The sequence below is a fragment of the Mesorhizobium sp. M4B.F.Ca.ET.058.02.1.1 genome (genome assembly GCF_003952505.1).
Lineage (GTDB): Bacteria > Pseudomonadota > Alphaproteobacteria > Rhizobiales > Rhizobiaceae > Mesorhizobium.
Genome location: NZ_CP034450.1, coordinates 4,998,532 through 5,022,965 on the forward strand (window position 1 = coordinate 4,998,532; position 24,434 = coordinate 5,022,965).

Annotated in this window: 23 protein-coding genes and 1 pseudogene; 17 read left to right on the plus strand and 7 right to left on the minus strand. The window is 65.0% G+C overall.

Annotated features, from left to right (window positions below; translation table 11 throughout):
* Positions 1 to 11 precede the first annotated feature (11 nt).
* A complete protein-coding gene (locus EJ073_RS24230; RefSeq protein WP_126057804.1) occupies positions 12 to 1,301 on the plus strand; it encodes an MFS transporter in 1,290 nt (429 codons plus the stop codon).
* Positions 1,302 to 1,316: 15 nt separating this feature from the next.
* Here the strand turns inward: EJ073_RS24230 and EJ073_RS24235 are convergent, their stop codons facing one another.
* Complete coding sequence (locus EJ073_RS24235; protein WP_126059325.1) at positions 1,317 to 2,174, minus strand: mechanosensitive ion channel family protein; 858 nt, start codon at positions 2,172 to 2,174, stop codon at positions 1,317 to 1,319.
* Between the two features lie 243 nt (positions 2,175 to 2,417).
* Between EJ073_RS24235 and rsfS the strand changes: the two genes are divergently transcribed.
* The 8 genes and pseudogenes from rsfS (at position 2,418) to EJ073_RS24275 (ending at position 10,953) form a co-directional block, all read left to right on the plus strand.
* Positions 2,418 to 2,795, plus strand: coding sequence for a ribosome silencing factor (gene rsfS / locus EJ073_RS24240; RefSeq protein WP_126059326.1), 378 nt, complete (start codon positions 2,418 to 2,420; stop codon positions 2,793 to 2,795).
* A gap of 63 nt (positions 2,796 to 2,858) precedes the next feature.
* Entirely contained in the window at positions 2,859 to 3,341 is a 483-nt protein-coding gene (gene rlmH / locus EJ073_RS24245; RefSeq protein WP_126057805.1) for a 23S rRNA (pseudouridine(1915)-N(3))-methyltransferase RlmH, read from the plus strand.
* A 124-nt stretch (positions 3,342 to 3,465) separates the two neighbouring features.
* Complete coding sequence (locus tag EJ073_RS24250) at positions 3,466 to 4,812, plus strand: murein hydrolase activator EnvC (RefSeq protein WP_126057806.1); 1,347 nt, start codon at positions 3,466 to 3,468, stop codon at positions 4,810 to 4,812.
* 1 nt (position 4,813) lies between these two features.
* Positions 4,814 to 6,139 (plus strand): S41 family peptidase, encoded by a 1,326-nt coding sequence (locus EJ073_RS24255; protein WP_187331394.1) that lies wholly within the window; start codon positions 4,814 to 4,816, stop codon positions 6,137 to 6,139.
* 188 nt (positions 6,140 to 6,327) lie between these two features.
* Positions 6,328 to 7,515 carry a divergent polysaccharide deacetylase family protein gene (locus EJ073_RS24260; RefSeq protein WP_126057807.1) on the plus strand — a complete coding sequence of 396 codons (1,188 nt, stop codon included), beginning with the start codon at positions 6,328 to 6,330 and terminating at the stop codon, positions 7,513 to 7,515.
* A 258-nt stretch (positions 7,516 to 7,773) separates the two neighbouring features.
* The gene (locus tag EJ073_RS24265; RefSeq protein WP_126057808.1) at positions 7,774 to 8,289 is read left to right on the plus strand and encodes an RNA pyrophosphohydrolase; all 516 of its coding nucleotides are present in this window, start codon (positions 7,774 to 7,776) and stop codon (positions 8,287 to 8,289) included.
* An 82-nt stretch (positions 8,290 to 8,371) separates the two neighbouring features.
* Positions 8,372 to 9,516: pseudogene (alr, locus tag EJ073_RS24270) on the plus strand (alanine racemase).
* 180 nt (positions 9,517 to 9,696) lie between these two features.
* Positions 9,697 to 10,953: a D-amino acid dehydrogenase gene (locus tag EJ073_RS24275; protein ID WP_126057809.1), complete on the plus strand. Its 1,257-nt coding sequence runs from the start codon at positions 9,697 to 9,699 to the stop codon at positions 10,951 to 10,953.
* A gap of 67 nt (positions 10,954 to 11,020) precedes the next feature.
* Here the strand turns inward: EJ073_RS24275 and EJ073_RS32565 are convergent, their stop codons facing one another.
* From EJ073_RS32565 to EJ073_RS24290, 4 genes are all read right to left on the minus strand, one after another.
* Positions 11,021 to 11,503, minus strand: coding sequence for a phosphatidylserine/phosphatidylglycerophosphate/cardiolipin synthase family protein (locus tag EJ073_RS32565; protein WP_245455341.1), 483 nt, complete (start codon positions 11,501 to 11,503; stop codon positions 11,021 to 11,023).
* Positions 11,500 to 13,185: a phosphatidylserine/phosphatidylglycerophosphate/cardiolipin synthase family protein gene (locus EJ073_RS24280; protein ID WP_245455342.1), complete on the minus strand. Its 1,686-nt coding sequence runs from the start codon at positions 13,183 to 13,185 to the stop codon at positions 11,500 to 11,502. Before EJ073_RS24280 ends, EJ073_RS32565 begins: the two co-directional genes overlap by 4 nt.
* Positions 13,182 to 13,622: a hypothetical protein gene (locus EJ073_RS24285; protein ID WP_126057810.1), complete on the minus strand. Its 441-nt coding sequence runs from the start codon at positions 13,620 to 13,622 to the stop codon at positions 13,182 to 13,184. The genes EJ073_RS24280 and EJ073_RS24285 overlap by 4 nt, the downstream gene beginning before the upstream one ends.
* 104 nt (positions 13,623 to 13,726) lie before the next feature.
* On the minus strand, positions 13,727 to 14,608 hold the full coding sequence (locus EJ073_RS24290; RefSeq protein WP_126057811.1) for a LysR family transcriptional regulator: 882 nt from the start codon (positions 14,606 to 14,608) through the stop codon (positions 13,727 to 13,729).
* A 222-nt stretch (positions 14,609 to 14,830) separates the two neighbouring features.
* Here EJ073_RS24290 and EJ073_RS24295 point away from each other — a divergent pair, with 222 nt between their 5' ends.
* From EJ073_RS24295 to EJ073_RS24305, 3 genes are all read left to right on the plus strand, one after another.
* On the plus strand, positions 14,831 to 16,327 hold the full coding sequence (locus EJ073_RS24295) for a CoA-acylating methylmalonate-semialdehyde dehydrogenase (RefSeq protein ID WP_126057812.1): 1,497 nt from the start codon (positions 14,831 to 14,833) through the stop codon (positions 16,325 to 16,327).
* A gap of 308 nt (positions 16,328 to 16,635) precedes the next feature.
* Complete coding sequence (locus tag EJ073_RS24300) at positions 16,636 to 16,941, plus strand: hypothetical protein (protein ID WP_126057813.1); 306 nt, start codon at positions 16,636 to 16,638, stop codon at positions 16,939 to 16,941.
* A 239-nt stretch (positions 16,942 to 17,180) separates the two neighbouring features.
* Positions 17,181 to 17,501, plus strand: a complete 321-nt coding sequence (locus tag EJ073_RS24305; RefSeq protein ID WP_126057814.1) for a hypothetical protein — start codon at positions 17,181 to 17,183, stop codon at positions 17,499 to 17,501.
* A gap of 12 nt (positions 17,502 to 17,513) precedes the next feature.
* On the opposite strand, the gene EJ073_RS24310 is transcribed toward EJ073_RS24305, so the two are convergent.
* A complete protein-coding gene (locus tag EJ073_RS24310) occupies positions 17,514 to 18,173 on the minus strand; it encodes a GntR family transcriptional regulator (RefSeq protein WP_126057815.1) in 660 nt (219 codons plus the stop codon).
* Between the two features lie 101 nt (positions 18,174 to 18,274).
* Between EJ073_RS24310 and EJ073_RS24315 the strand changes: the two genes are divergently transcribed.
* From EJ073_RS24315 to EJ073_RS24325, 3 genes are all read left to right on the plus strand, one after another.
* The gene (locus EJ073_RS24315; protein WP_126057816.1) at positions 18,275 to 19,210 is read left to right on the plus strand and encodes a dihydrodipicolinate synthase family protein; all 936 of its coding nucleotides are present in this window, start codon (positions 18,275 to 18,277) and stop codon (positions 19,208 to 19,210) included.
* Positions 19,211 to 19,225: 15 nt separating this feature from the next.
* Positions 19,226 to 20,542 carry an FAD-dependent oxidoreductase gene (locus EJ073_RS24320; protein WP_126057817.1) on the plus strand — a complete coding sequence of 439 codons (1,317 nt, stop codon included), beginning with the start codon at positions 19,226 to 19,228 and terminating at the stop codon, positions 20,540 to 20,542.
* 100 nt (positions 20,543 to 20,642) lie between these two features.
* Positions 20,643 to 21,644 carry a 4-hydroxyproline epimerase gene (locus tag EJ073_RS24325; protein WP_126057818.1) on the plus strand — a complete coding sequence of 334 codons (1,002 nt, stop codon included), beginning with the start codon at positions 20,643 to 20,645 and terminating at the stop codon, positions 21,642 to 21,644.
* A gap of 21 nt (positions 21,645 to 21,665) precedes the next feature.
* On the opposite strand, the gene EJ073_RS24330 is transcribed toward EJ073_RS24325, so the two are convergent.
* A complete protein-coding gene (locus EJ073_RS24330) occupies positions 21,666 to 22,553 on the minus strand; it encodes a LysR substrate-binding domain-containing protein (protein ID WP_126057819.1) in 888 nt (295 codons plus the stop codon).
* Between the two features lie 174 nt (positions 22,554 to 22,727).
* On the opposite strand from EJ073_RS24330, the gene EJ073_RS24335 reads away from it, so the two are divergent.
* Together EJ073_RS24335 and EJ073_RS24340 are read left to right on the plus strand one after the other, a co-directional pair.
* A complete protein-coding gene (locus EJ073_RS24335; RefSeq protein ID WP_126057820.1) occupies positions 22,728 to 23,114 on the plus strand; it encodes an ectoine synthase in 387 nt (128 codons plus the stop codon).
* 416 nt (positions 23,115 to 23,530) lie between these two features.
* Positions 23,531 to 24,433 carry a branched-chain amino acid ABC transporter permease LivH gene (locus tag EJ073_RS24340; protein ID WP_126057821.1) on the plus strand — a complete coding sequence of 301 codons (903 nt, stop codon included), beginning with the start codon at positions 23,531 to 23,533 and terminating at the stop codon, positions 24,431 to 24,433.
* Position 24,434 lies beyond the last annotated feature (1 nt).

The window sequence follows — 24,434 nt, forward strand, 5'->3', positions numbered from 1 at the left end:
ATGCTGCACGAATGCTTGAGAAGAACCGCACCACCATCGAGCGAGAGGATAGCAAGCAGCCGGCGCCGCTGATCGCCATTGCCAGCGTTGTCGTGTCGATGGCGCTGATCGCGATCGGCAACGGGCTGATGTTCGCCTTCATCCCGGTGCGACTCGGCGCCGACGGCTTCGATCCGACCTGGGCCGGGCTGATCGTCACCGGGCTGTCGGCCGGCGGGCTCGCCGGCTGCATCCTGACTGGCCCGCTGGTGCGCCGGGTCGGGCATGCGCGCGCCTTCATGGTGCTTTCGGCGCTGATCGCGCTCTCCAACGCCGCGATCGGCGCAGGGCCGATCCCGCTCATCTGGATCGCGGCGCGCGCGCTCTACGGGTTCGCCATATGCGGCCTGTTCATCGTCGCCCAGAGCTGGCTGAACGATGCCGTGGCCAATGCCATACGCGGCCGCGTCATGGCGGTGTTCTATGTTGCCTATGTCGCGGGCCTCGGTGTTGGCTATGCGACGCTCGCCGCCATCGACATCCGGACGTCGGCAGCGCCGCTGATCGGCATCGCCTTCACGGCGCTGTCGATCCTGCCGGTCGGCATGACGCGGCTGGCGCAGCCGCCACCGCCGCAGGCGGCATCCGTCGCGCTTGGTCGCGCTTGGCGGATCTCGCCGGTCGGCGTCGCCGGCATGCTCGCCGTCGGCGGCCTGTCGATGATCATCTCCGGTTTCGCGCCGATCCATGCCACCGCCAAGGGCTACAGCCAGGCGGATGTGGCGCTGCTGTTGTCGGCCATGCCGGTCGGCACGCTGATCCTGCAGATACCGCTCGGCTGGATCTCGGACCGGACCGACCGGCGCTATGTGCTGATCGGCGCGGCACTGCTTGCCCTCGTTGCCAGCCTGTTCGCCATCACCTTCGACGGCGGGGCGCTGGGCGTTCTGCTTGTGGTCTATCTGATCTGGGATGGGGCGTCGGAATCGATCTATTCGCTATCCAGCGCGCACGCCGCCGACCGCGCGGGCAAGGATGACCTGCTGGCCCTGTCGAGCTCGATGCTTTTTGCCTGGTCGCTGGCCGGGTTCGTGGTGCCGGGCATCGTGACGGCGCGTTCCGCGGTCTACGGCACCGGAACCTTCATCTATGTCGGGATCTTCATTGCCTCGGCGTTCTGCCTGTTCGTCTTGTGGCGGATGCTGGCGGCACGGCCGGTTCCGGCCACCGCGACCGGCAGCTTCGCGCCGATGTGCGCGCAGGCGCCGCTGCCGGTGGAGCTCGCCTTCGCGCCGGACGAGCAGCGTCGCTCCGGCAATTAGCGTTGAGCCTGCGTCCTACTGCCTGGTCACGGACGGTTCCTGGCTCGGCGCTTCCGGTGGCGGCGCCGGGACCGAAATGCCTTCGGCGTCGAAGGCCTGCTTGGCGCGTTTGGTAAGATCGATCTGAGTGGCGAAGAAATCGGCGGCCGAGGTCCAGTAGCGCAGGCTGATGGCGACGCCGCTGTCTCCGACGGTGGAGACGAAGGCAATCGGGACCGGCTCGCGCCTGACGCGCCGCTCTGTGGCGGCGACGCCGAGCATCACCTTTTGCGCCAGGTCGATGTCATTCCAGGAACCGATGGTCAGCGTGACATCGCCACGCCGCACACCGTTGCGCGTATAATTGCGCACCGGCTGGTTCCAAAGCGTCGAATTGGGCGCCAGCACATAGACGCCGTCGACCGTCCTCAGCCTGGTGGCGAACAGGCCGATCTCCTCCACGGTGCCGGAGATGGGGCCGACCTCGACATATTCGCCGATGCGGAAGGGTCTCAGCGCAAGCAGCATGATGCCGGCGGCGATGTTCTGCAGCGTGCCCTGCAGCGCCAGCCCGATGGCGAGGCCGATGGCGCCGATAGCGGCAATGATCGAGGCCGTCTGCACGCCGAACTGGCCGAGCACCATGATGACGACGAGGATCAGGATGGCGTAGCGCACAATCTTCGAGAAGAAGTGGCGCAGCGTCGCGTCGAAACCATGGATATGGCCGAGCCCGGCAAAGATCGAGCGTTCGGCAAGGCCGGCGACGAGATAGCCGACGACCAGCAATATGACGGCGCCTATGGCCGAGAAGGAGTAGGAAACGATCAGACTGCTGAGCTGCGCAAGGCTTGCCTGCACGGCGAGGAGGGTATCCTGGGGATCGATCGGCATCATGGGAAATCCGGTTGGTGGGCGAGCCGATAACCCATGCGGACGCGATGGGTTCCCGATTTTTCCCGGCCAGCGGAACCAATCGGAAGAGGTCGCGTTTGCGGCGGCACGGGTCGCCGTCTTGAAACTGCAACGGAACTCTGCCTATCTAAGTGGTGTCGCCCTGATTTGGCGGGTGATTTGGTTGTTCTTGCTGCGAAAGGAAAGACACTGAGAACAGCACTGCGGAAGAAGGCCGACATCGTGCCTTCGCCGGCCGGGATCAGCGGAAACGACGCCGTGTCCCGCGCCATCAAGACAGTCCTTGCCAGTCTGGAAGACTCCAAGGCCGAAAACATCGTCTCAATCGACATCCAGGGGAAATCGAGCCTCGGCGACTACATGGTCGTCGCCTCGGGCCGATCGCACCGTCATGTCTCGGCTGTCGCCGATCACCTCCTCAAGGCGCTGAAAGATGCCGGACTCGGCATGGCGCGCGTCGAGGGGCTGGCCGGCGCCGACTGGGTCCTGATCGATTCGGGCGATATCATCGTCCATGTCTTCCGTCCCGAAGTCCGCGAATTCTACAATCTCGAAAAGATGTGGCAGGCGCCGGACCTCGAGGAAGAGACCCTTCACTGAGCCGTATTTGGTGCGTGTCCCCCATCCCTGGGTGACATGCATTTGCGGCTCTTCGAGGCAGGGATGAAGATCACTGTTCATGCCGTGGGCCGGATGAAAGCCGGCCCCGAGAGAGAACTCGCCGACCGCTATTTCGAGCGCTTCGCCAAGAGCGGCCCGGTGGTGGGGCTGGAATATGCCGGCCTTGTCGAGATTGGAGAAGGCCGCGCCCAGACCGCCAATGAGCGCCGGCGCGAGGAAGGCCAGAAGCTGCAGACGATGCTGCAGCAAGGCACGGCGCTGGTCCTGCTCGACGAGCGCGGCAAGAATTTCTCCTCCGAGGATTTCGCCGGCCGCCTCGGCTTGCTGCGCGACGGCGGCCGGAAGGCGTTGGTGATCGCCATCGGCGGCGCCGACGGCCACGACCAGTCGCTGCGCGACCAGGCCGATCTGGTTCTGTCCTTCGGGGCGCTGACTTGGCCGCACCAGCTGGTGCGGGTGATGCTGGGCGAACAGCTCTATCGGGCGGCCACTATCCTTTCCGGGCACCCCTACCATCGTTCGTAGAGCGAAGGCTGTGGATCGGCGCGGGCCCGCCCGGATTTTCGCCCCATTGCGGGACAAGGCTGCCCGCGGTCGCCGAACATGGTTGATGGTTCGTTAACGAAGCCGCAGTTAGAGTCGACGCCTGATGTCTGAAGGCTGGAAATCGAAAACGAGCTCCTGGCGCGCGCGCTGTGGTTTGACCGCGGCCGCGATCGTGCTGTCGCTGGGCCCCGTGATGGCCGAGAACACGCTCGACCCGGCGCCCGATCCCGACCAGAGCCGGGCCGAATATGAGCAGGTCTCGAAGGAAATCACGCTTTCTTCCGAGCGGCTGGCCAAGCTCGCTGCCGACATAGCGGCGGTCAAGAAGGATCATGCCTCGATCACAGCGGCGCTGATCCAGTCGGCGATGACCGAGCAGAAGCTCGGTCAGGACATCGAGGATATCGGCGCCAAGCTGGAAGGGCTGAAAAGGGAAGAGCAGAAGATCCGTGCCTCGCTGGCGGCGCGACGCGACGTGCTGGCCGAAGTGCTGGGCGCGCTGCAGCGCATGGGACTCAATCCGCCTCCGGCGATCCTGGTCAAACCGGAGGATGCGCTGTCGTCGGTGCGCAGCGCCATCCTGCTCGGCGCGGTGGTCCCGGAATTGCGCGAGCAGACCGAAATGCTGCTTGCCGACCTCAAGGAGCAGACGCGGGTGACGGCCTCGATCGAGGCCGAGCGGGCACGGCTGACCACGGCGGTCGGCGAACAGACGGCCGAAAAGAAGCGGCTGAGCATGCTGCTCGAGGCCAAGCAGAGGCTTCAGGCCGACACCGAGACGGAGATCGCCGCCGAGAAGCAGCGCTCGCAGGCGCTGGCCGCCAGGGCGGGCAGCCTGAAGGAGCTCATCGCCTCGCTGGAAGCAGACAAGACACGCAAGGCGGCGGACCAGGCCAAGGCGGCCGAGCGGAAATCGGCTGATGGCGACCAGGCGGCACCGAACGGGGCGCCGGCCTCGACGGAACTCGCTTCGCTGCCGGTGCCGGAAGGCAACCGACTCACGGCCGCGGCGCCGTTCTCGGCGCTGCAGGGACAGATCGCGCTGCCGGTCACCGGCAAGATCAAGCGGCGCTTCGGGGCCGATGACGGTAACGGCGCGGTGATGCAGGGCGACATGGTTGCGACACAATCGGGAGCCATCGTCACCGCGCCGGCGGATGGAAATGTGCTTTATGCGGGGCCGTTTCGCTCTTATGGTCAACTCTTGATCCTCAATGCCGGCGACGGGTATCATGTCGTCCTGGCTGGGATGAGCAGAATCAGTGTCGCGACTGGCCAGTCGGTGCTCGCAGGAGAACCGGTCGGCGCGATGGGAGAGGCCCGGGTGGCGAGCACCTCGGCCTCGCAGAATGGAAATGCCACGCCGGAGCTCTATGTCGAGTTCCGCAAGGATGGGAAACCCGTCGATCCGACCCCATGGTGGGCGGACCGTTTTTCTGGAAGGACGTGAAATGATGCGGAAACTTTCGCTTCTGTTCGCCGGCGCGCTGATGGGCGCGTCAGCGATGAGCCTGGTCTACGGCGCGCCAGGCTCGACGGCGAACGCAGCGGGCTCCGAGACTTACAAGCAGCTGGCGATCTTCGGCGATATTTTCGAGCGTGTGCGGGCGCAATATGTGACGCCGCCGGACGACAAGTCGCTGGTCGAGAACGCCATCAACGGCATGCTGGCCTCGCTTGATCCGCACTCGTCCTACATGAACGCCGAGCAGGCGCAGGACATGCGCGTGCAGACCAAGGGCGAGTTCGGCGGCCTCGGCATCGAGGTCACCATGGAGAACGACCTGGTCAAGGTGATCACGCCGATCGACGACACGCCGGCCGCCAAGGCCGGCGTGCTGGCAGGCGACTACATCGCCAAGATCGACGGCGAGGAGGTGCGCGGCCTGACCCTCAACGACGCCGTCGAGAAGATGCGCGGACCGGTCAACACGCCGATCAAGCTGACCATACTGCGCCAGGGCGCCGACAAGCCGATCGAGCTGACGGTGGTGCGCGACATCATCAAGGTCAAGGCGGTCAAGTTCCGGGTCGAGAACGACGTCGGCTACATGAAGATCACCTCGTTCACCGAGAAGACCTATGACGATCTCGAGAACGCCATCGACACCATCAAGAAGCAGGTGCCGGCCGACAAGCTCAAGGGCTATGTGCTCGATCTGCGCCTCAATCCGGGCGGCCTGCTCGACCAGGCGGTGAGCGTGTCGGATGCCTTCCTCGACCGCGGCGAGATCGTCTCGACGCGCGGCCGCGATCCGAAGGACGTCACCCGCTTCGACGCGAGGGCGGGCGACGACATCGGCGGCAAACCGCTGATCGTGCTGGTCAATGGCGGTTCGGCGAGCGCGTCGGAAATCGTCGCCGGCGCGCTACAGGACCTGCGCCGCGCCACCGTGGTCGGCACGCAATCCTTCGGCAAGGGCTCGGTGCAGACCATCATCCCGCTCGGCGAGAACGGCGCGCTCAGGCTGACGACGGCGCTCTATTACACCCCGTCCGGCAAGTCGATCCAGGGCAAGGGCATCACGCCTGACATAAAGGTCGAGCAGCCGCTGCCGGCGGACCTGCAGGGCCGGGACCTGACGCGCGGCGAATCGGACCTCAAGGGCCATATCAAGGGCGCCGACGAGAGCTCGACCGGCTCCGGCTCGGCCGCCTATGTGCCGCCGGATCCGAAGGACGACTTGCAGCTGATCTATGCCGAGCAGCTTTTGCGCGGCCAGAAGACCGATCCGGCGTTCCCGCCGAATCCGCAGAAGGCCGTGCTCAACCAGTAAGGATTCGGCGGACCAGACCAAGGGGTCTGGCTGCGATGCTGCCGGGACCGCGAGGTTCCGGCAGTTTGATTCGGGGACGCGGCTGGCGCGCCGCGCCCGAGGCGTGGCAGGCGCCGAGAAGGCTTGGATTGGCGTTGGCGTTCCGGGAGGTGACCCACCTGCCGGTCCCAATGCATCGGGGTTGCGGCTTGGTGGACATCGGCAAGGACATAGAACGACCACTCGGGCAGGCTCTCAGGCCGCAGCGTGTTGCGTCGCGCGGCATCAGCACCGGCGCGGTCGCGGCGACGCTCGCCGTGCTTGCGGTGATCGGCGTCTCCGGCGCCATCGCGTTGCGCGAAAAACCGTTCCGCAAGCCGCAAGAGGTCGCGGTGTCGACGCCGAAGGTGGCGCCGGCCCCGGCCGCAACGCCTGCCCCGGCACCCGCCGCGGAGGCGGCGACGGCGGCACCCAAGGTCGAAACGCCCAAGGCCGGCGGACCGCAGATCATCCATGTCCAGACCGAGGAAGGCGACGGCCCGCCCAAGGCGGCCATCGTCATCCGCGATCCTTCCGCGATCGGCCAGAACCTGAAGATCGCGCATATCCCCGACAAGGCGTTGATCGAAGCCAGCGACACCGGCCCGCTGCCGGCCCGCGCCGCCGACGGCAGGCGGCCGTTCGACGTCTATGCGCGGCCATGGTCGGGATCGCGCGGCGCACGCGTGGCGATCGTTATCGGCGGGCTCGCCGTCTCCCAGACCGGCACGCAGGCGGCCATCGCCAAATTGCCGGCCGAGGTGACGCTGGCGTTCGCGCCGCAAGGCAACAGCATCGGCCGCTGGATGCAGGCGGCGCGGCAGAGCGGGCACGAGATCGTCTTGCAGATCCCGCTCGAACCGTTCGACTATCCCAACATTAATCCCGGCCGTAACACGCTGACTGTGGCGGCGAGCCCGGACGAGAACCTGAAAAGCCTGCACTGGGCGCTGTCGCGGACGACCAACTATACCGGCGTCATGAACTATATGGGGGCGCGGTTCTCGGCCGACGCGGCCGCGATGGCGCCGTTCATCGCCGAGCTCGGCAAGAGGGGTCTCGCCTATGTCGACGACGGCTCGTCGGCGCGCAGCCTGGCGCCGGACCTGGCGCTGAAGGACGGCGTGCCGTTCGTCGCCGGCGACACATCGATCGACGCGGTGCAGGATCGCGGCGCGATCCTCAAGAAGCTGGACGAGCTGGAGGCCACCGCGCGCGCGAAGGGCACCGCCGTCGGCATCGGCTCGGCCTTCGATCTCACGGTCGACACGGTTTCGGCCTGGGTGGCCGAGGCGAAAAAACGCGGCATCGAGATCGTGCCGATCTCGGCGGTAGCGATCGATCCGCAAAAAGGCTAACAGCCGTCCCGATAATTTTACTCCGGCGGGCATCTGGCGACGTTTTCTGCGCGTCTATAGCGCCGCGAGTCCTTTGGATGGGCAAAGGACGCTATAGCTTTTTTGATTTGCGTATGATCCTTTCCGAAACATCGGTTTGGATTTTCGGGGTCATACGCGCTGTTCACGTACTTTAAGTACGCTCCGTTCCGGTTCTCGAAATCGCTCGCCACCTGCCTCGCCGGAGCGAATTCTCAAAACGGCTGGAAACCTTCATTTATGGCCAAAAACGTCGATCCCGAAACCCTGCCTTACCGTCCATGCGTCGGCCTGATGATCCTCAATGGCGACGGGCTGGTCTGGGTCGGCCATCGCATCGCCGAGTCGGACAGCGAGTTCTCCGGCGCGACGCAGCTCTGGCAGATGCCGCAGGGCGGCATCGACAAGGGCGAGGAGCCGCTCGAGGCGGCGGAGCGGGAGCTCTACGAGGAAACCGGCATGCGCTCGGTCTCGCTGCTCGCCGAGGCGCCGGACTGGATCAACTACGATCTGCCGGCGCATCTGGTCGGCGTCGCCCTCAAAGGGCGCTATCGCGGCCAGACGCAGAAATGGTTCGCCTACCGCTTCCATGGCGATGTCGGTGAAATCCAGATCAATCCGCCGCCGGGCGGCCACACCGCCGAGTTCGACAAATGGGCGTGGCGGCCGATGCAGGACCTGCCCGGCCTGATTGTGCCGTTCAAGCGCCAGGTCTATGAGGAGGTGGTTGCGGCGTTCCGGCACCTGGTCTCATAAGGCGCAAACACGTCTTTCCAAAAACCGGGTTCCAACTTTTAGCGATCATGCTCTATTGATGGCCGATGCAATGGGGGCCGGCATGGACGACGCCGCCGAAAGGCCTATCCCGAACACAGAAGCTGCCGGGCCGGTCAGCGAGGCCGTGGCCGGGGCGATCCTGAGCATCGATCTCGGCGCCATCAGGGAGAACTACCGGCGGCTGAAAGCGCGGGCGGGCAGCGCCCATTGCGCCGGCGTGGTCAAGGCCGACGGCTATGGGCTGGGCGCCGCGGCGGTGGCGGCGACGCTGGCGGCGGAAGGCTGCACCAGCTTCTTCGTCGCGCTGCTCCCCGAAGGCATTGCGCTGCGCAAGGCGCTCGGGCCCGGCCCGGTGATCCATGTGCTGAACGGGCTCCCGCCGGGCTCGGAAAACGAGGCCGTCGAAGCCGGCCTTTGCGTCGTCATCAACAGCTCCACGCAACTCACGGCCTGGAGCGAGGCTGGTCAACAGGCCGGCCGCAAGCTGCCGGCCGCGATCCAGGTCGACAGCGGCATGTCCAGGCTCGGCATGCCGCCGGCGGAGGTCGAAGAGCTGAGCCACAAGCCCGATTCCTTCGACGGTATTGCGGTCACCCTGGTCATGAGCCATCTCGCCTGCGCGGACGAGCCGGCACATCCGGCCAACGAGCGGCAGTGGCTGACGTTCGAGCGCTTGCGCAAGATGCTGCCCGAGGCGCCGGCTTCGCTGGCCAATTCCTCCGGTATCTTTCTCGGGCCGGCCTTCCAGTTCGATCTCGTCCGCCCCGGGGCGGCGCTCTACGGCATCAATCCGACACCGGCGGATCCGAACCCGATGCTGCCAGTGGTGCGGCTGCAGGCCAAGGTCGTGCAGACGCGAAGCGTCGAGAAGGGGCAGGCGTCGGCTACGGCCACACCTATCGCGCGCAGGATGCGCTCAGGCTGGCGACGATTTCGCTCGGCTATGCCGATGGCTGGCACCGGCGCGCCGCCTCGGCTGCCTGGTTCGAGAACGTGCGGTTGCCCTTTGTCGGAAGGGTGTCGATGGATTCGATCATACTCGACATTTCCGCCTTGCCGCCCGGCAGGCTCGGCGAAGGCGATCTGGTCGAACTGCTTGGTCCGTCACAGAGTGTCGACGACGCGGCCGGCCATGCCGGCACGATCGGCTACGAGATCCTGACCAGCCTCGGACCGCGTTTTCACCGGCGCTATGTGGGCGGCTGAGGTTTTTCAATATCGCGGCCTGGCGCGGCCACTTGGCGGACGCCGCAAAATCCGGCAGACAAGTGGGCGACGACCCCGGCCCGCGCATGGCTCCGAAAATCGACAACGATCTTCGCGCAAGGATCATGCGCCACATAACAGTGAGAGCCCTGACCAGACGTCGTCGTGGAGAGCGATGCGATGAAGATCTTCGTGCTGGGCGGCGGTGTGATCGGGGTCACCACCGCTTACTTCCTCGCCGAGGCCGGCCACGAGGTGACGGTGTTCGATCGCCAGAAAGGTCCGGCACTGGAAACCAGCTTCGCCAATGCCGGCGAGGTCTCGCCAGGCTATGCCTCGCCCTGGGCCGGCCCGGGCATCCCGCTGAAGGCGATCAAATGGCTGCTGATGAAGCATGGCCCGCTGGTGGTGCGGCCGGCCTTCGATCCGCATATGTGGACATGGCTCTTGAAGATGCTGCGCAACTGCACGGCCGAGCGCTATGCGCTCAACAAGTCGCGCATGGTGCCGCTTGCTGAATACAGCCGCGATACGCTGAAGACGCTGCGCCAGACGACCGGCATCGCCTATGACGAGCGGGTTAAGGGCACGCTGCAGCTTTTCCGTACGCAAAAGCAGCTCGACGGCACCGGCGGCGACGTCGAGGTGCTGAAGAAATACGGCGTTCCCTATGAAGTCCTCGACGCCGAGGGCTGCATCGCCACCGAGCCGGCGCTGGCCGGCGTGCGCGGAAAATTTGTCGGCGGTCTCAGGCTGCCGGGCGACGAAACCGGCGACTGCAAGATGTTCACCGACCGGCTGGCGGAGCTCTGCGTGGCGCGCGGCGTCACCTTCGAATACGACACCGTGATCAGGCGAATCATCCGCAGCCGCAACCGTGTGCACAACATCCACACCAGCAAGGGCTGGAAGGCGGCGGATGCCTATGTGATGGCGATGGGCAGCTATTCAGCGCAGGCAATGCGCCGGGTGAAACGGCCAATCCCGGTCTACCCGGTCAAGGGCTATTCGATCACCGTGCCGATCAAGGATGCCGATGCCGCGCCCGTCTCGACGGTGATGGACGAGACCTACAAGGTGGCGATCACCAGGCTCGGCGATCGCATCCGCGTCGGCGGCACGGCTGAGATTTCAGGCTTCGATATGAGGCTGCACGAGTCGCGCCGGCGTACGCTGGAGCATTCGGTCGGCGATCTCTTCCCGGGCGGCGGCGATCTCAAGACCGCGACCTTCTGGTGCGGCTTGCGGCCAATGACGCCGGACGGGCCTCCGCTGGTCGGCCGCAGTGAGCTGTCAAACCTCTATCTCAACACCGGCCACGGCACGCTCGGCTGGACCATGGCCTGCGGCTCGGCCAAGGTGCTGGCCGACATCATCTCCAGCCGGGTGCCGGAGATCAACGCGCACGACCTCGGGCCGGAACGCTACCTGAAATAGTGCGGCGGCCTTAAGCTTTGTGCATGTCGTTGTCCGAAAATCGCTGCATGCTTTTGGGCGACATGCATCAAAATGCCTGCTTCACCCAGCTCTGGTTGAACAGCAGCCTGTAGGCCCAGGGGATCGTCACATTGGTGGCGACCGGGTTCGAGTGCGCGAGGTAGTCGTCATAAACCGGCCTCATCCTGGCATTGAAGGCGGGGTCGAGAACGGTCATGCCGTTCTCCGAGTCATGGAAGAAGCTGCGGTTGTTGAGGTTGACCGACGAGATCGCCACCAGCCGCTCATCGATCATCATGATCTTGGAATGCAGCACCACGTCGGGCGCCTTGAATTCGCGGATGTCGATGCGGTCGCCGTACTTCTCGACGAACAGCTTGTTGAGCGCGGTGAGGAACTTGCCGCCGATATCGCCCTTGAGGTCGATGCGGCCGACAATGTCGATCCTGACGCCTCTCGCCAGCGCCCGGTCGAAGGCCAGCGCGAGCTTCGGCGTCAAATTCAGGTAAGGATTGACGATCTGGATATGGTGCTCGGCGGTGTCGATCAATTCGACGAAATAGTTCTCCAGCGCGTGCCCGTCCTCATAGGGCGCGGAGATGAAATGCCGGGCGACGCTTGCGGGAGCCGGCCGCTGGCGCGGACCGGAATCGAAAACGGCCGCGAGATATTGGTGTCGGCATCGCGCAGCCATACGGTCGACAGATGCGCGGCGAGCGTCTGGACCGTCGCCGGATCGGCGAACTCAATGTCGAAGTCGCTCCAGTTCGAATAGTAGTTCAGCGAGAAGCCGTCGGTCCTGCCGTATTGCTGCAGGTCCGGATAGCGCGACAGGTCGACCGGTCTGTGGAACAGGAAGCCGTCATGGATGTTGCGGCCGCCGATGATGACGCGCGAACGGCCGGGATCGTCGGCCAGCGCCGCCAGCATCTTGACGTGATGGGTCTTGTGCAGCTGTGAGATCTGCTCGTCGATCGGCGCGCCATGGTCGGCCCGCCAGCGGTATTCCTGAAGCTGGACATTGGGGAATTCCGCCGCCAGCCGGTGCAGCAGGGCGTCGTCCTTCTCGCGCTCCAGCACATCGGTGACCAGGATGCGCACCTTGGTGCCCAAGGCGGCATGGTGGCGGACCAGCCGCTCCATGACGCGGCCGGAAAAGTCCGCCTTGAACTCCAGTGACGACAGATAGATCAGCCTGAGTTTCGGCGCATGGGTGAAGTCGAGCGGCAGCTCCGGATCGGCCTTGTCGAGGGCGCTGTCGGAAAGCCTTGTGCCCAGCAAGGCCTCGACCTTGGCGTTGAACCCATCGCGCGACTTGCGCAGCAAAAGCGGTTTGCCGAGCGGCAGCGCGCAGGTCTGCGACAGCCAGCGGCCGGCATAGAACACACGGTCCAGTTCCTTCAGCCCCGACGGATCGGGCACCGGACAGCGATCGTAGCGGCTGTCGAGCGCGGCGACCCATGGGTCGGCGACCTCCTCGCGCAGGATGGTCAGCGGTGCGCCGGCGGGGGCGAGGTCGGAGCGGACACGCAGGTCGCAGCGGGTCAGCGCTTCACCGGGAAACAGGCTTGCTGATGTTTCTGCCGCCGGCAGGCTGAGATGAAACGCCGAGCCCGCCGCAATGCTGCTTGATCGTCCCGAGGCGCGGATTGCCAGCGGCCCGTCGCAGGAGCCACCTATGTCGATCGGCTTCCGGCCGGCCTGACGAAGCACGATCTCGACCGAGCGCGCCTCCAGTCCGGAAAAGCTGAATATCCTCGGCGCGAAAGGCCGGGCGGCGGCATCGAGATAGAGCGTCTGGCGCGACATGCGCCAGCGCCCGGTGAAATGATCCTCGCCGGGCTTATCGCGGGTTGGCGTCAGCTCGGTCTTGTCGAGCGGCCTCGCCAGCCGCTGCAGCGTCCGGTAGGTCGCCTGGAAACGGCTGTTCTGGACATCACGCCAGTCATGGCCGAAACGGCCGGTGCCGTTCGTGCGATCGAGCGCGTCGAGCCGGCTCTGGGCGAGCAGCGCCTGGAACCGCTTCTCGTAGGCGCCGTTGTCGTCATTCCCGAAGTATTGTGCGGTTGCGATCTCGGTGCCGGTGGTGTCGGCCGAGACCGGCGGCCGGTCGCAGGTATCATCGCCCGGAAAGAAAGCGCAGGCGGAACGGCCGGGCATGCCGGCGCAGCCGGCCGTTGCCGCGAGCGCCAGCCAGAGCAGGGCCAGGCATCCGAAATTGCGCCGCGTCACCCGGTGGCCCCGTTCATGGCCTTGAGCTGGGCGGGATCGCGTGGCGGCATGAAGCCCTGCGGGAAGATCTTGCAGACGGGGACGGCGAACGTGGCGATCAGGAGTTCGGCCTCGTCGCGCATCGCCCTCGTCGCGCTCTTGTCGTCGCGGATCGCTCGCGCCGAGGCGACAAGGGCGCCGTCGCAGTCGCAATGGTTGTGGCGGGCGATGTAGCAGGCGTCGTGGACCTGGCACGCGGCGTCGAGACGGTCGACCGGCCGCAGCGACAGGTCGCCGGAGCGGGTGCCCGGCCCGCAATAGTTGCCGATGACGAAGGGCGAAGGGCGCGCCATCGCAGTGCGGATCGGCTTTGGCAGCTCCGCCTCCGGCACTTTCGTCCACGGGTTGGCGCAAGCCGAGAGGAAGGCCAGCGGCAGGATGGCAAGAACGGCTCGCATTTTCTCCGCGCCAGCTTTCCGAAAAGTCCCCGCCCGGGCTTTAAAGCCGCTCAATAGGCGGATGCCACACTCGCCGATTTTGTGGCAAGCGCAAGGCGGGCGAGTCAGACGAACAGAGCGCGCTCCCTTTCCACCGCCCGGGTGATGAAGTTGGCGACGATCTGCACCCGGCGCAGCGGCCTCACCGATTCGTGATAGACCAGCCAGTAGGCGCGGCGGATCGGCGCGACGATGTCGACGAGAACCAGTTCCGGCATCGAGCGGGCGACGAACGTGTGCAGGATGCCGATGCCTGCGCCGGAACGCACCGCCTCGGCCTGGCCGAGTGCCGAGGAGATGGCAAAGCTGGTGCGCCAGTCGGCGCTGAACTCGGCGGCATAGTCGAGCGAGGGGCTGACGATGAGGTCCGGCACGTAGCCAATCAGCGTGTGCCGGCCGAGCTCGGCCGGCGTCGTCGGCAAGCTATGGGCCTCGGCATAGGCGCGCGAGGCGAACAGGCCGAGCGTGTAGTCGACCAGCTTGCCCGCCACCAGCCGGCCCTCGGTCGGGCGTTCGACGGTGATGGCGATGTCGGCCTCGCGCCTGGACAGCGAGAAGGAGCGCGGCACCGGCACCAGCTGGATGGTGAGCTCGCGGTGAAGGGCGGTCAGTTCTCCCAGCCGTTTCGCCAGGAAGGCAACGCCAAAACCGTCGGGCGCGCCGATGCGCACCGTGCCCGAGATATCGTCGCCTTCGCCGGCAACGGTCGAGCGCGCGGCGATCATGTCGCTCTCCATGCGCTCGGCTATGTCGAGGAAGCGTTCGCCGGCCGGCGTCAGCTCGCTGCCCGTGGTCAGGCGGCGGAAAAGCTTCGTCCGCAGCGCCTCCTCGAGCGCCGCGATCCGGCGCGAGACGGTGGCGTGGTTGAGCTCCAGGCGTTTCGCCGCGCCGAGGATCTGGCCGGCGCGCGCCACGGCGAGAAAGATGCGGACGTCATCCCAGTTCATGCCGGATGGTCCGGATTAGTCGCGAGCACTGCCTTTGCCGCCTGTCCCCTTTGTCCAGCCTGCAATCTTCGATCCCTTTCAGCAACTCGCCATTTGCGACAATTAATGCACAGCTGCCCATCGTTGTCTATTTTTTGCACAACGGTTGCGTTTTCGCTCGCGTTGCCTTCGCTCCGGCAAAGGCGGACAATGCGCCATCATCAAAACACAGGGAGAGAAACCATGATCGATTACGGTCATTTCATCGGCGGCAAGCGTGTCGCCGGGACCAGCGGCCGCAAGCAGGACGTGATGCAGCCGATGGACGGTTCCGTGCGCGGCACGGTGGCGCTGGCTTCGCAGGCGGAACTGCGCGCGGCTGTCGAGAACGCCAAGGCGGCGCAGCCCCAGTGGGCGGCCACCAACCCGCAGCGGCGCGTGCGCGTGCTGATGAAGTTCCTCGAACTGGTGCAGCGCGACTATGACGAACTGGCCGACATCCTGGCGCGCGAGCATGGCAAGACGATCGCCGACGCCAAGGGCGACATCCAGCGCGGCCTGGAAGTGGTCGAGGTCTGCATCGGAGCGCCGCACATGATGAAGGGCGAGTTCACCGACGGCGCCGGCCCCGGCATCGACGTCTACTCGATGCGCCAGCCGCTCGGCGTCGTCGCCGGCATCACGCCGTTCAATTTCCCGGCGATGATCCCGCTGTGGAAGATTGCGCCGGCGATCGCATGCGGTAACGCCTTCATCCTGAAGCCTTCCGAGCGTGATCCGGGCGTGCCGATCCGCATTGCCGAACTGTTCATCGAGGCCGGCCTGCCGGCCGGCATCCTCAATGTCGTCAACGGCGACAAGGAAGTCGTCGACGCCATCCTCGACGATCCCGACATCAAGGCCGTCGGCTTCGTCGGTTCGACGCCGATCGCCCACTACATCTATTCGCGTGGCACCGCGGCCGGCAAGCGCGTGCAGTGCTTCGGCGGTGCCAAGAACCACATGATCATCATGCCCGACGCCGACCTCGACCAGACGGTCGACGCGCTGATCGGCGCCGGCTACGGCTCGGCCGGCGAGCGCTGCATGGCGATCTCGGTGGCGGTTCCGGTCGGCAACGACACCGCCAACCGGCTAATGGAAAAGCTCATACCGCGCGTCGAAAGCCTGAAGGTCGGCCCGTCGACGGATTCGTCCGCCGATTTCGGCCCGCTGGTGACGGCGCAGGCGCTGGAGCGCGTCAAGGGCTATGTCGATATCGGCGTCAGGGAAGGCGCCAAGCTCGTCGTCGACGGTCGCGGCTTTACGATGCAGGGCTACGAGAATGGCTACTATATGGGCGGCTGCCTGTTCGACAATGTGACGGCCGACATGCGCATCTACAAGGAAGAGATCTTCGGGCCGGTGCTCTCGGTGGTGCGCGCGCCGACCTATGAGAACGCCATCAAGCTCGCCAACGATCACGAGATGGGCAATGGCGTCGCCATCTTCACCCGCGACGGCGATGCCGCGCGTGACTTCGCCTCGCGTGTTCAGGTCGGCATGGTCGGCGTTAACGTGCCGATCCCGGTGCCGATCGCCTACTACACCTTCGGTGGCTGGAAGGCGTCGTCCTTCGGCGATCTCAACCAGCACGGCCCGGATGCGTTCCGCTTCTACACCAAGACCAAAACGGTCACCTCGCGCTGGCCGTCCGGCATCAAGGACGGCGCCGAGTTCGTCATCCCGACGATGAACTGACCGGACGTCTCCTGGTTTGCGCGTCCTCGCCGCGATGCGGCTGCGGGCGCGCGGCAGGCATCAAGGACGGCGCCGAGTTCGTCGTCCCGACGATGAACTGATCCAGGAATCGGGAGATGATCAGAGGAAGGCCCGGGTCGTATCCGGGCCTTTTTCGGATTTTTGCCGATACGCTTGTTCGCGAATCTACAAAGTGGATGGAACCAAGCGGGTGCCCTCCGTCTTAGCCTATATCCCTGCCAAGGTGCAGGCCAATCAAACAGCGCCGGTTGCAGCCGGGGTTCTCGTCTGGCGCGAGGAGGTGTCAGATGGCACGATATCTCGTGGCAACGACGGTCGTTGCCGCCGCCGCGATGTTCGCGGCAGCCGGCCAGTCAAACGCGGCCGGGCAATGCGCGGCGCGGACCGACATCATCAAGGCGCTGGGCGAGAAGTTCCATGAAAGCGAGACCGCGCGCGGCCTGGTCAACCGCAGCGTCATCCTCGAGGTTTTCGTTTCCGAACAGGGCACCTGGACCATCCTGGCAACCGACACGCACGGGCTGAGTTGCGTTATTTCGGCCGGGGAAGGCTGGGACCATACAACGCAAGTGGCCGCGCTGCCGGGTACCTGAGCACGCTTCTGCTTTGCTAGCATTAGAATCGGCAAGCGCCTGACGAGGCACCCGCTTGCGCTTTGCCGTTGCCGTCACCATATATGGAACATAATGGGAACATCCAGAAGTTCCCATTAGTGGCAGACCGGAACGCAGAAAGGAACGACGCGATGATGACGTCGGAACCGGCCTGGGTGGCTCCGGCAAAATGAGGCTGTCTCCTTTTGCCGGGACGCGATGGCAAAAGGAGGTGCCCCATGGCACGCAAGTCCTTTTTGGGTTGGGTGAGAAACCTGGTCCTCGCCGGCGCGCTGGCGATGGGTACGAACAGCTCGGGCGCTCAATACCAGCACTGTGTCAAGCATAGCGCTCTGGTTGCCCATCTAAGCGAGAATTTCCAGGAACGGCAGTTTGCCTTCGGGTTGATCGGCCAGGTCGCGATCATGGAAGTGTTCGTCGGCCAGAGCGGAACCTGGACCATCATCGTCACCGACGTCGACGGCACGAGCTGCATCATCGCGGCCGGCAACAGTTGGGAAAGCGTGGCTGCGCCGACCGGCCATGACGCGCGATACTGAGATCGGGAGCGCTCAGCGCGTGGCGGCGACCTCCGCATGGCCGCGCAGCAACGCCATCAGGCGCTTGGCATCCTTGGCGGCGGCTTCCTCGTCGCCGGCGAGGATCGAGCGGATCAGCGCGACGTGGTGCTCGGCCGATTCGGCAAGGCCGGTATCCGACTTGTAGCGGAACCAGAAACGTCGGCTGTGCGTCTGCAGGGGCGCCGCCACCCGCGCGGCGAAGGGGTTGTCGGCGGCCAGCGCGAGTGCCTCGTCGAGCGCCTTGTCGGCCTGGATGAAGGCCAGCACATTGCCCGAGATGACCGCCTTCTGCATGGCAAGCGCGGCGTCATGAAACAGGTCCGCCGCCTCGCGGGTGACGAAGCGGGCGGCCGAACGCGCCAGCACCACCTCGACGCCACGCCTGGCATCGATCACGCGCAGCCAGTCTCCGGGATGAAGCGGCGCGATCGCGATGCCGGCGCGGGGCCTGACGTCGAGCAGACCCTCCCAGGCCAGACGCTGGATCGCCTCGCGCACCGGCGTGCGGCCGAGCCCGAGACGCTCGATCAGCGCGCCCTCGGTGACGAAGCTCGCCGGCGCCAGCTCGAGCGTGACGATCATATGCTCGAGCGCGCGATAGGCCTTCGCAGCCGCGGGCTCGAAATGAGATATATCTTCCAACAGAGCCATCGCGTCTCCTGATATATTTTCCATATATCATAACGGATTCCGCATTGACAGACCGTTTCTTACTAGATATATCACTGATATATCAGATTGGAGACGCTGCCATGTGGACTGGAGTTTTTCCCGCCGTCACGAGCAAATTCACCGAGGACGACCGTCTCGATCATGCCGAAATGGAGCGCTGCTACGCGCTGCAGATGGAGGCCGGCTGCGACGGCATCATCGTCTGCGGCTCGCTCGGCGAAGGGCCGATGCTGTCGCATGACGAGAAGATCGAGGTGCTCAAGACGGCGCAGAAGGTCGCCGGAGGGAAGCCGGTGCTGCTCACCGTGAACGAGCCCGGCACCCGCGAGGCGGCAAGCATCGCGCGCCGTGCCGGGCAGGCCGGGGCCAGCGGGCTGATGGTGGTTCCCAGCCCGATCTACCATACCGACCCGGAAGAGACGGTCGCCGCCCTGCGCGCCGTGGCCGATGCCGGCGACCTGCCGGTCATGATCTACTCGAACCGGCTGGCGTACCGGGTCGACGTCACAGTCGACCAGATGGAGGAGCTGGCGTCCGACGCGCGCTTCGTCGCCATCAAGGAATCCTCCGACGACATCCGTCGCTCGACGGAGATCATCAACCGGCTCGGCGACCGCTACGATCTGTTCACTGGCGTCGACAATCTTGCCTTCGAGGCACTGTCGGTCGGGGCCGTCGGCTGGGTGGCGGGGCTGGTCACCGCCTTCCCGCGCGAGACGGTGGCGATCTACCAGCTGATGAAGCAGGGCCGGCGCGAGGAGGCGCTCGAGATCTATCGCTGGTTCCGGCCGCTGCTCGACCTCGATGTCTCGACCTATCTGGTCCAAAACATCAAGCTTGCTGAAGTGCTGGCGATCGATACCAATGATCGCGTTCGGATGCCGCGCCGGCCGCTGTCGGGCGAGCGCCGCAAGGCGGTGGAAAAGATCGTTCGGGATGCGTTGGCAGTGCGGCCGAAACTGCCGGCGCTGCAGGCGTCTCCTCGATCGCCGGACAAGCTGGTGGCAGCCGAATAGAGGAATAGCATTCGCGTGCAGGAAAATTCCGATGAGACCGAGGAGGGGCGCCGCCCCTCATCCGCCCTTCGGGCACCTTCTCCCCGTGAACGGGGAGAAGGTGAAGACATCGCCATCATCGGCGGCGGTATCATCGGCATCTGCGCCGCCACCTATCTCGCCGAGGCCGGGCGCAACGTCACGATCTTCGATCGGACGGGCATCTGCGAGGAAACGAGCTCGGGCAATGCCGCCGCCTTCGCCTTCACCGACGTGCTGCCGCTGGCGCACAAGGGCATGATCCGGCAATTGCCGAAATGGCTTGCCGATCCGCTCGGCCCGCTCAGCATCCCGCCGGCCTATCTGCCGAAGCTGCTGCCATGGTTGGTCCGCTTTTGGCGCGCCGGGCGCGGCGACCGCTACGAGACGAGCCTCGCCGCACAGGCCGCGATGATGAGGCTTGCCGAAGCGGAGTGGATGGGTCTGCTCGACCGCTCTGGCACGAGGCCAATGCTACGCGAGGACGGCTCGCTGGAACTCTACGAGAGCGAGGCCGAGTTCCACGCCTCGCTGTCCGGCTGGGCGGCGCGTGAGCGCTACGGCATCGGCTTCAGCCATGTCGACGGTGCGGATCTCGCTGCGCTGCAGCCCGGCCTTTCGCCGCGCTTCATCAAGGGCACCTTCGTGCCGGGCTGGAAAACGGTCGCCGACCCCAGGCTGCTCGGCAAGGCGGTCTGGGCCCATGCCGAACGGCTTGGCGCCCGCTTCGGGCACGCACGCGTCGAGCGGATCGAGGCCGGAGCGGATGGCGCGACGATCGTGCTTGCCGACGGCACGACCCGGAGGGCAAACCAACTCGTCATCGCCGCGGGCGCATGGTCGCATCTTTTGGCCAGGGACGTCGGCGAGCACATCCCGCTGGAGACCGAGCGCGGCTACAACACGACGCTCCCCGTGTCGGCCTTCGACGTGAAGCGGCAGCTGATCTTCTCCGGGCACGGCTTCGTCATCACGCCGCTGGAAACGGGCGTGCGCGTCGGCGGCGCCGTCGAACTCGGCGGCATCGAGCGCCCGCCCAATTTCGCGCGGTCGAAGGCCATGCTGGAAAAGGCCAGGCGTTTCCTGCCGGGGCTCGATCCGTCCGGCGGGCGCGAATGGATGGGGTATCGCCCATCGCTGCCGGATTCGCTGCCCGTCATCGGCCGGGCGCGCGCGCCGAACATTTTCTACGCTTTCGGTCACGGCCACCTCGGCCTGACGCAGGCAGCGGCAACCGGGCGCTTGATCCGCGATCTCGTTCTCGGTCAGACTCCGCCCGTCGATCTCGCCCCCTTCGGCCCGCAGCGGTTTTGAACAGTCTTCTTGTCTTGACGCAATTCCGGACGGAAGGTTACGGCGAAGGCGCCGAACTTAACCGCTTCACACTTTTCCTGAAATTGCTCTAGGAAGCATCATGGCCAAAAAAACCTTCACCTGCATCGACGGCCATACCTGCGGCAATCCGGTCAGGCTGGTCGCCGGCGGCGGTCCGTTGCTCGAGGGCAAGACGATGATGGAGCGGCGGGCGCATTTCCTCGCCGAATATGACTGGATCCGCACCGGGCTGATGTTCGAGCCGCGCGGCCATGATGTGATGTCGGGCTCCATCCTCTACCCGCCGACGCGCGAGGACTGCGACATCGCCATCCTGTTCATCGAGACCTCGGGTTGCCTGCCGATGTGCGGCCACGGCACCATCGGCACCGTCACAATGGCGATCGAGCATGGGCTGGTGACGCCGAAGACACCGGGCGTGCTGCGGTTGGACACGCCGGCCGGCCTGGTCGTCGCGGAGTACAAACAGGTCGGCGAGTATGTCGAGGAGGTGCGCATCACCAACGTGCCGTCCTTCCTCTACGCGGAAGGCCTGACGGTCGAATGCCCCGGCCTCGGCGAGATCAGCGTCGACGTCGCCTATGGCGGCAATTTCTACGCCATCGTCGAGCCGCAGGCGAACTATCGCGACATGGCCGACCATTCGGCCGGCGACCTCATCGCCTGGAGCCCGGTTGTGCGGCAGCGGCTCAACGAGAAGTACTCCTTCGTGCATCCGGAAAGCCCCGGCATCAACCGGCTGTCGCACATGCTGTGGACCGGCAAGCCAACCAATCCGGAAGCCGATGCGCGCAATGCCGTGTTCTATGGCGACAAGGCGATAGACCGCTCGCCTTGCGGCACCGGCACCTCGGCGCGCATGGCGCAGCTGCACGCCAAGGGCAAGCTCAAGGTCGGCGACAGCTTTGTCCACGAATCGATCATCGGCTCGCTGTTCAAGGGCAGGGTCGAAAAGGAAGTCGTCGTCGCGGACAAGCCGGCGATCGTCCCTTCGATCGGCGGCTGGGCGCGGATGACCGGGTTGAACACCATCTTCATCGACGACCGCGATCCGTTCGCGCACGGGTTCATCGTCACGTGACGCCGTCGCTGCTCGAGGGCGTCAGGCTTCCTCGCCGTTCGTCGAGACCTGATCGCGGAACCAGTCGGCGAAGGTGATTTCGGCGGCCGAGGGTTGCGCCGACATCGTCAGGTAGTAGCCTTTGTCCTTGTCGGTCGCGATGTCGGAGACGACGACGAGATCGCCGCGCCGCAGTTCCTCGCGAAAAACCTCGATCGGGCAAAGCGCGACGCCGTGGCCGGCGATGACGGCCGTCGCCAATATGTTGAAATCGGCGAAGACGGGCCCGTTGCCGACATCGGCCCCGGCCATGCCGGATTGCGAGAACCATTCGCGCCAGCCGTGACGCGTCTCGTCATGCAAAAGCTCCGCCGCGGCAATCTCCGCCGGCGACCCGAGCCGGCCCTTGCGCGCCAGATAATGCGGGCTGCAGGCGGGCCGGCTTATGCGGGAAAAGAGCTTGAGGCTGGTGGCCTTGGGAGACGGGTCCGCGCCGAGCGTGATCAGGATGTCGTTGTCATCGTCTTCGAGTCGGTCCTCGGCCTTTGCATAGGCGACGCGGATCGCAATCTCGGGGTGACGCGCGGTGAAGTCCGGCAGGCGCGGCACCAGCCATCGGCTGGCAATGGATGGAATGCAGCCCACGGACAGCGATGCGACGGCCGCGTTTCTGCGGATGCGCCGGCAAGCGGCCGCAAGGTCGGAGAGCGCCGCGTTCGCCGAGGCCTGCAGGCTGAGGCCGGCATCGGTCAAGCGAACCTTGCGGGCATCCCGGTGGAACAGGGGCACGCCCAACCATTCCTCCAGCCGCCTGATCTGATGGCTGATCGCTGGATGGGTGACATGCAGCTCCTCGCCGGCGGCCGAGAAGCTGAGATGGCGCGCGGCGGCCTCGAAAGCGCGGATGGCGTTCAGCGGCAGATAGTCCATCTGTAAATTATTCTAATGCATCCAATGAAATTCGATCATTTGAAACCCGCCTCGGGTCGCGACATTCTGAAGGCTGCTTCGAATGCTGATCCAGAAAATAACAGCCAAAACAGCGCGAAGCCAGGTCAATCCGCCGTCGTCGTCGTTCCACGCCTTTCATAGAGAGAGAATGCCATGTTCACCAGGCAATTGGCCGATGTAGAAAAAACTGACTTCTTCGTCGACTGGGGCAACGGCACCAGCCACCGGCTGCTGACCCAGAGGGACGGCATGGGATTCACCGTCTGTCATACCGTGGTGCGGGCAGGGAGCGAGTCGCGCCTGCAATACCGGCGGCATCTCGAAGCCTGCTATTGCATTTCCGGCAGCGGCGAAGTCGAGGACATGTCCGGCGCCATCCATCGCATTGAGCCCGGAACCATCTACGTGCTCGATGCGCACGACGATCACTATCTGCGCGCCGACGGCGCTGGCGACATGGTGCTGGTCAGCGTCTTCAATCCGCCGCTCAACGGCACTGAACGGCACAGTCTGAGTGGCGAAGGCGGCTCCGCCTACTGAATTTCGCGCCCGGAACCACCACGGCGAGCAGGGCCGCTGGGGCACGCCGGCTCGCCGTCACATAAGTGTCATATCAGAAGAATCCCGAACGCTGTAGAAGGAGCGGATGCGCGAAACGCACGACTATCGGTGGCGCAAGAAATCTTCTCATCACCTAATCTTGACGGCGATTTCTTCGAAACTACGCGCATCATGCGGCTGAATCGTCAAAGACATTGCGTTATGCCAATGATAGGGTCCGCGATAGTCCAGGGGTCGGATAGCGAAAAACGGGCAATCGGACGGCGTGCTTCCAAAACACGCGAGGCGATTGAAAAATCACGTTGCAATCCGGGCTCGAAACTTTACGACTAGGGGAAATACGAAAAGGGAGTGCGACCCGGAAGCGGGCGACATTCCAGGGGAGCCACGGCAGTATGCAATACTTCGTCCAGCAGCTTATCAACGGGCTGACGCTGGGATCGATCTATGGGCTGATCGCGATCGGCTACACGATGGTCTACGGCATCATCGGCATGATCAATTTCGCCCATGGCGACATCTTCATGGTCGGGGCCTTCACCGCCCTCATCGTCTTCCTCATTCTCGGCGCGCTGTTTTATTCGGTGCCGGTCGTCATCGCGCTCCTGATCATGATGATCGTGGCGATGCTGTTGACCAGTCTCTACAACTGGACGATCGAGAAGGTGGCTTACCGACCGCTGCGCGGATCGTTCCGGCTGGCGCCGCTGATCACCGCGATCGGCATGTCGATCGCGCTGTCGAATTTCGTCCAGGTGACGCAAGGCCCACGCAACAAGCCGATCCCGCCGCTGGTCAGCCAGGTCTACACGTTCGCGGGCGTTAGCGTGTCGCTGAAGCAGATCATTATCGTGCTGGTCACGGTGGTGCTGCTGGCGCTGTTCTGGTACCTGGTCAACAGGACGGCGCTGGGCCGGGCGCAGCGCGCCTGCGAGCAGGACCGCAAGATGGCCGCGCTGCTCGGCATCGACGTCGACCGCACCATTTCGATCACCTTCATCATGGGCGCAGCCCTTGCTGCCGTCGCCGGCACGCTTTTCCTGATGTATTACGGCGTTGTGGTGTTCTCGGACGGCTTCGTGCCCGGCGTGAAGGCCTTCACCGCGGCCGTGCTCGGCGGCATCGGCTCGTTGCCCGGCGCCGTGCTCGGCGGCCTCTTGATCGGCTTCATCGAGAGCATGTGGTCGGCCTATTTCTCCATCGACTACAAGGACGTCGCCGCCTTCTCGATCCTGGCGATCGTGCTGATCTTCCTGCCGTCCGGCATCCTGGGCCGGCCCGAAGTCGAAAAGGTCTGAG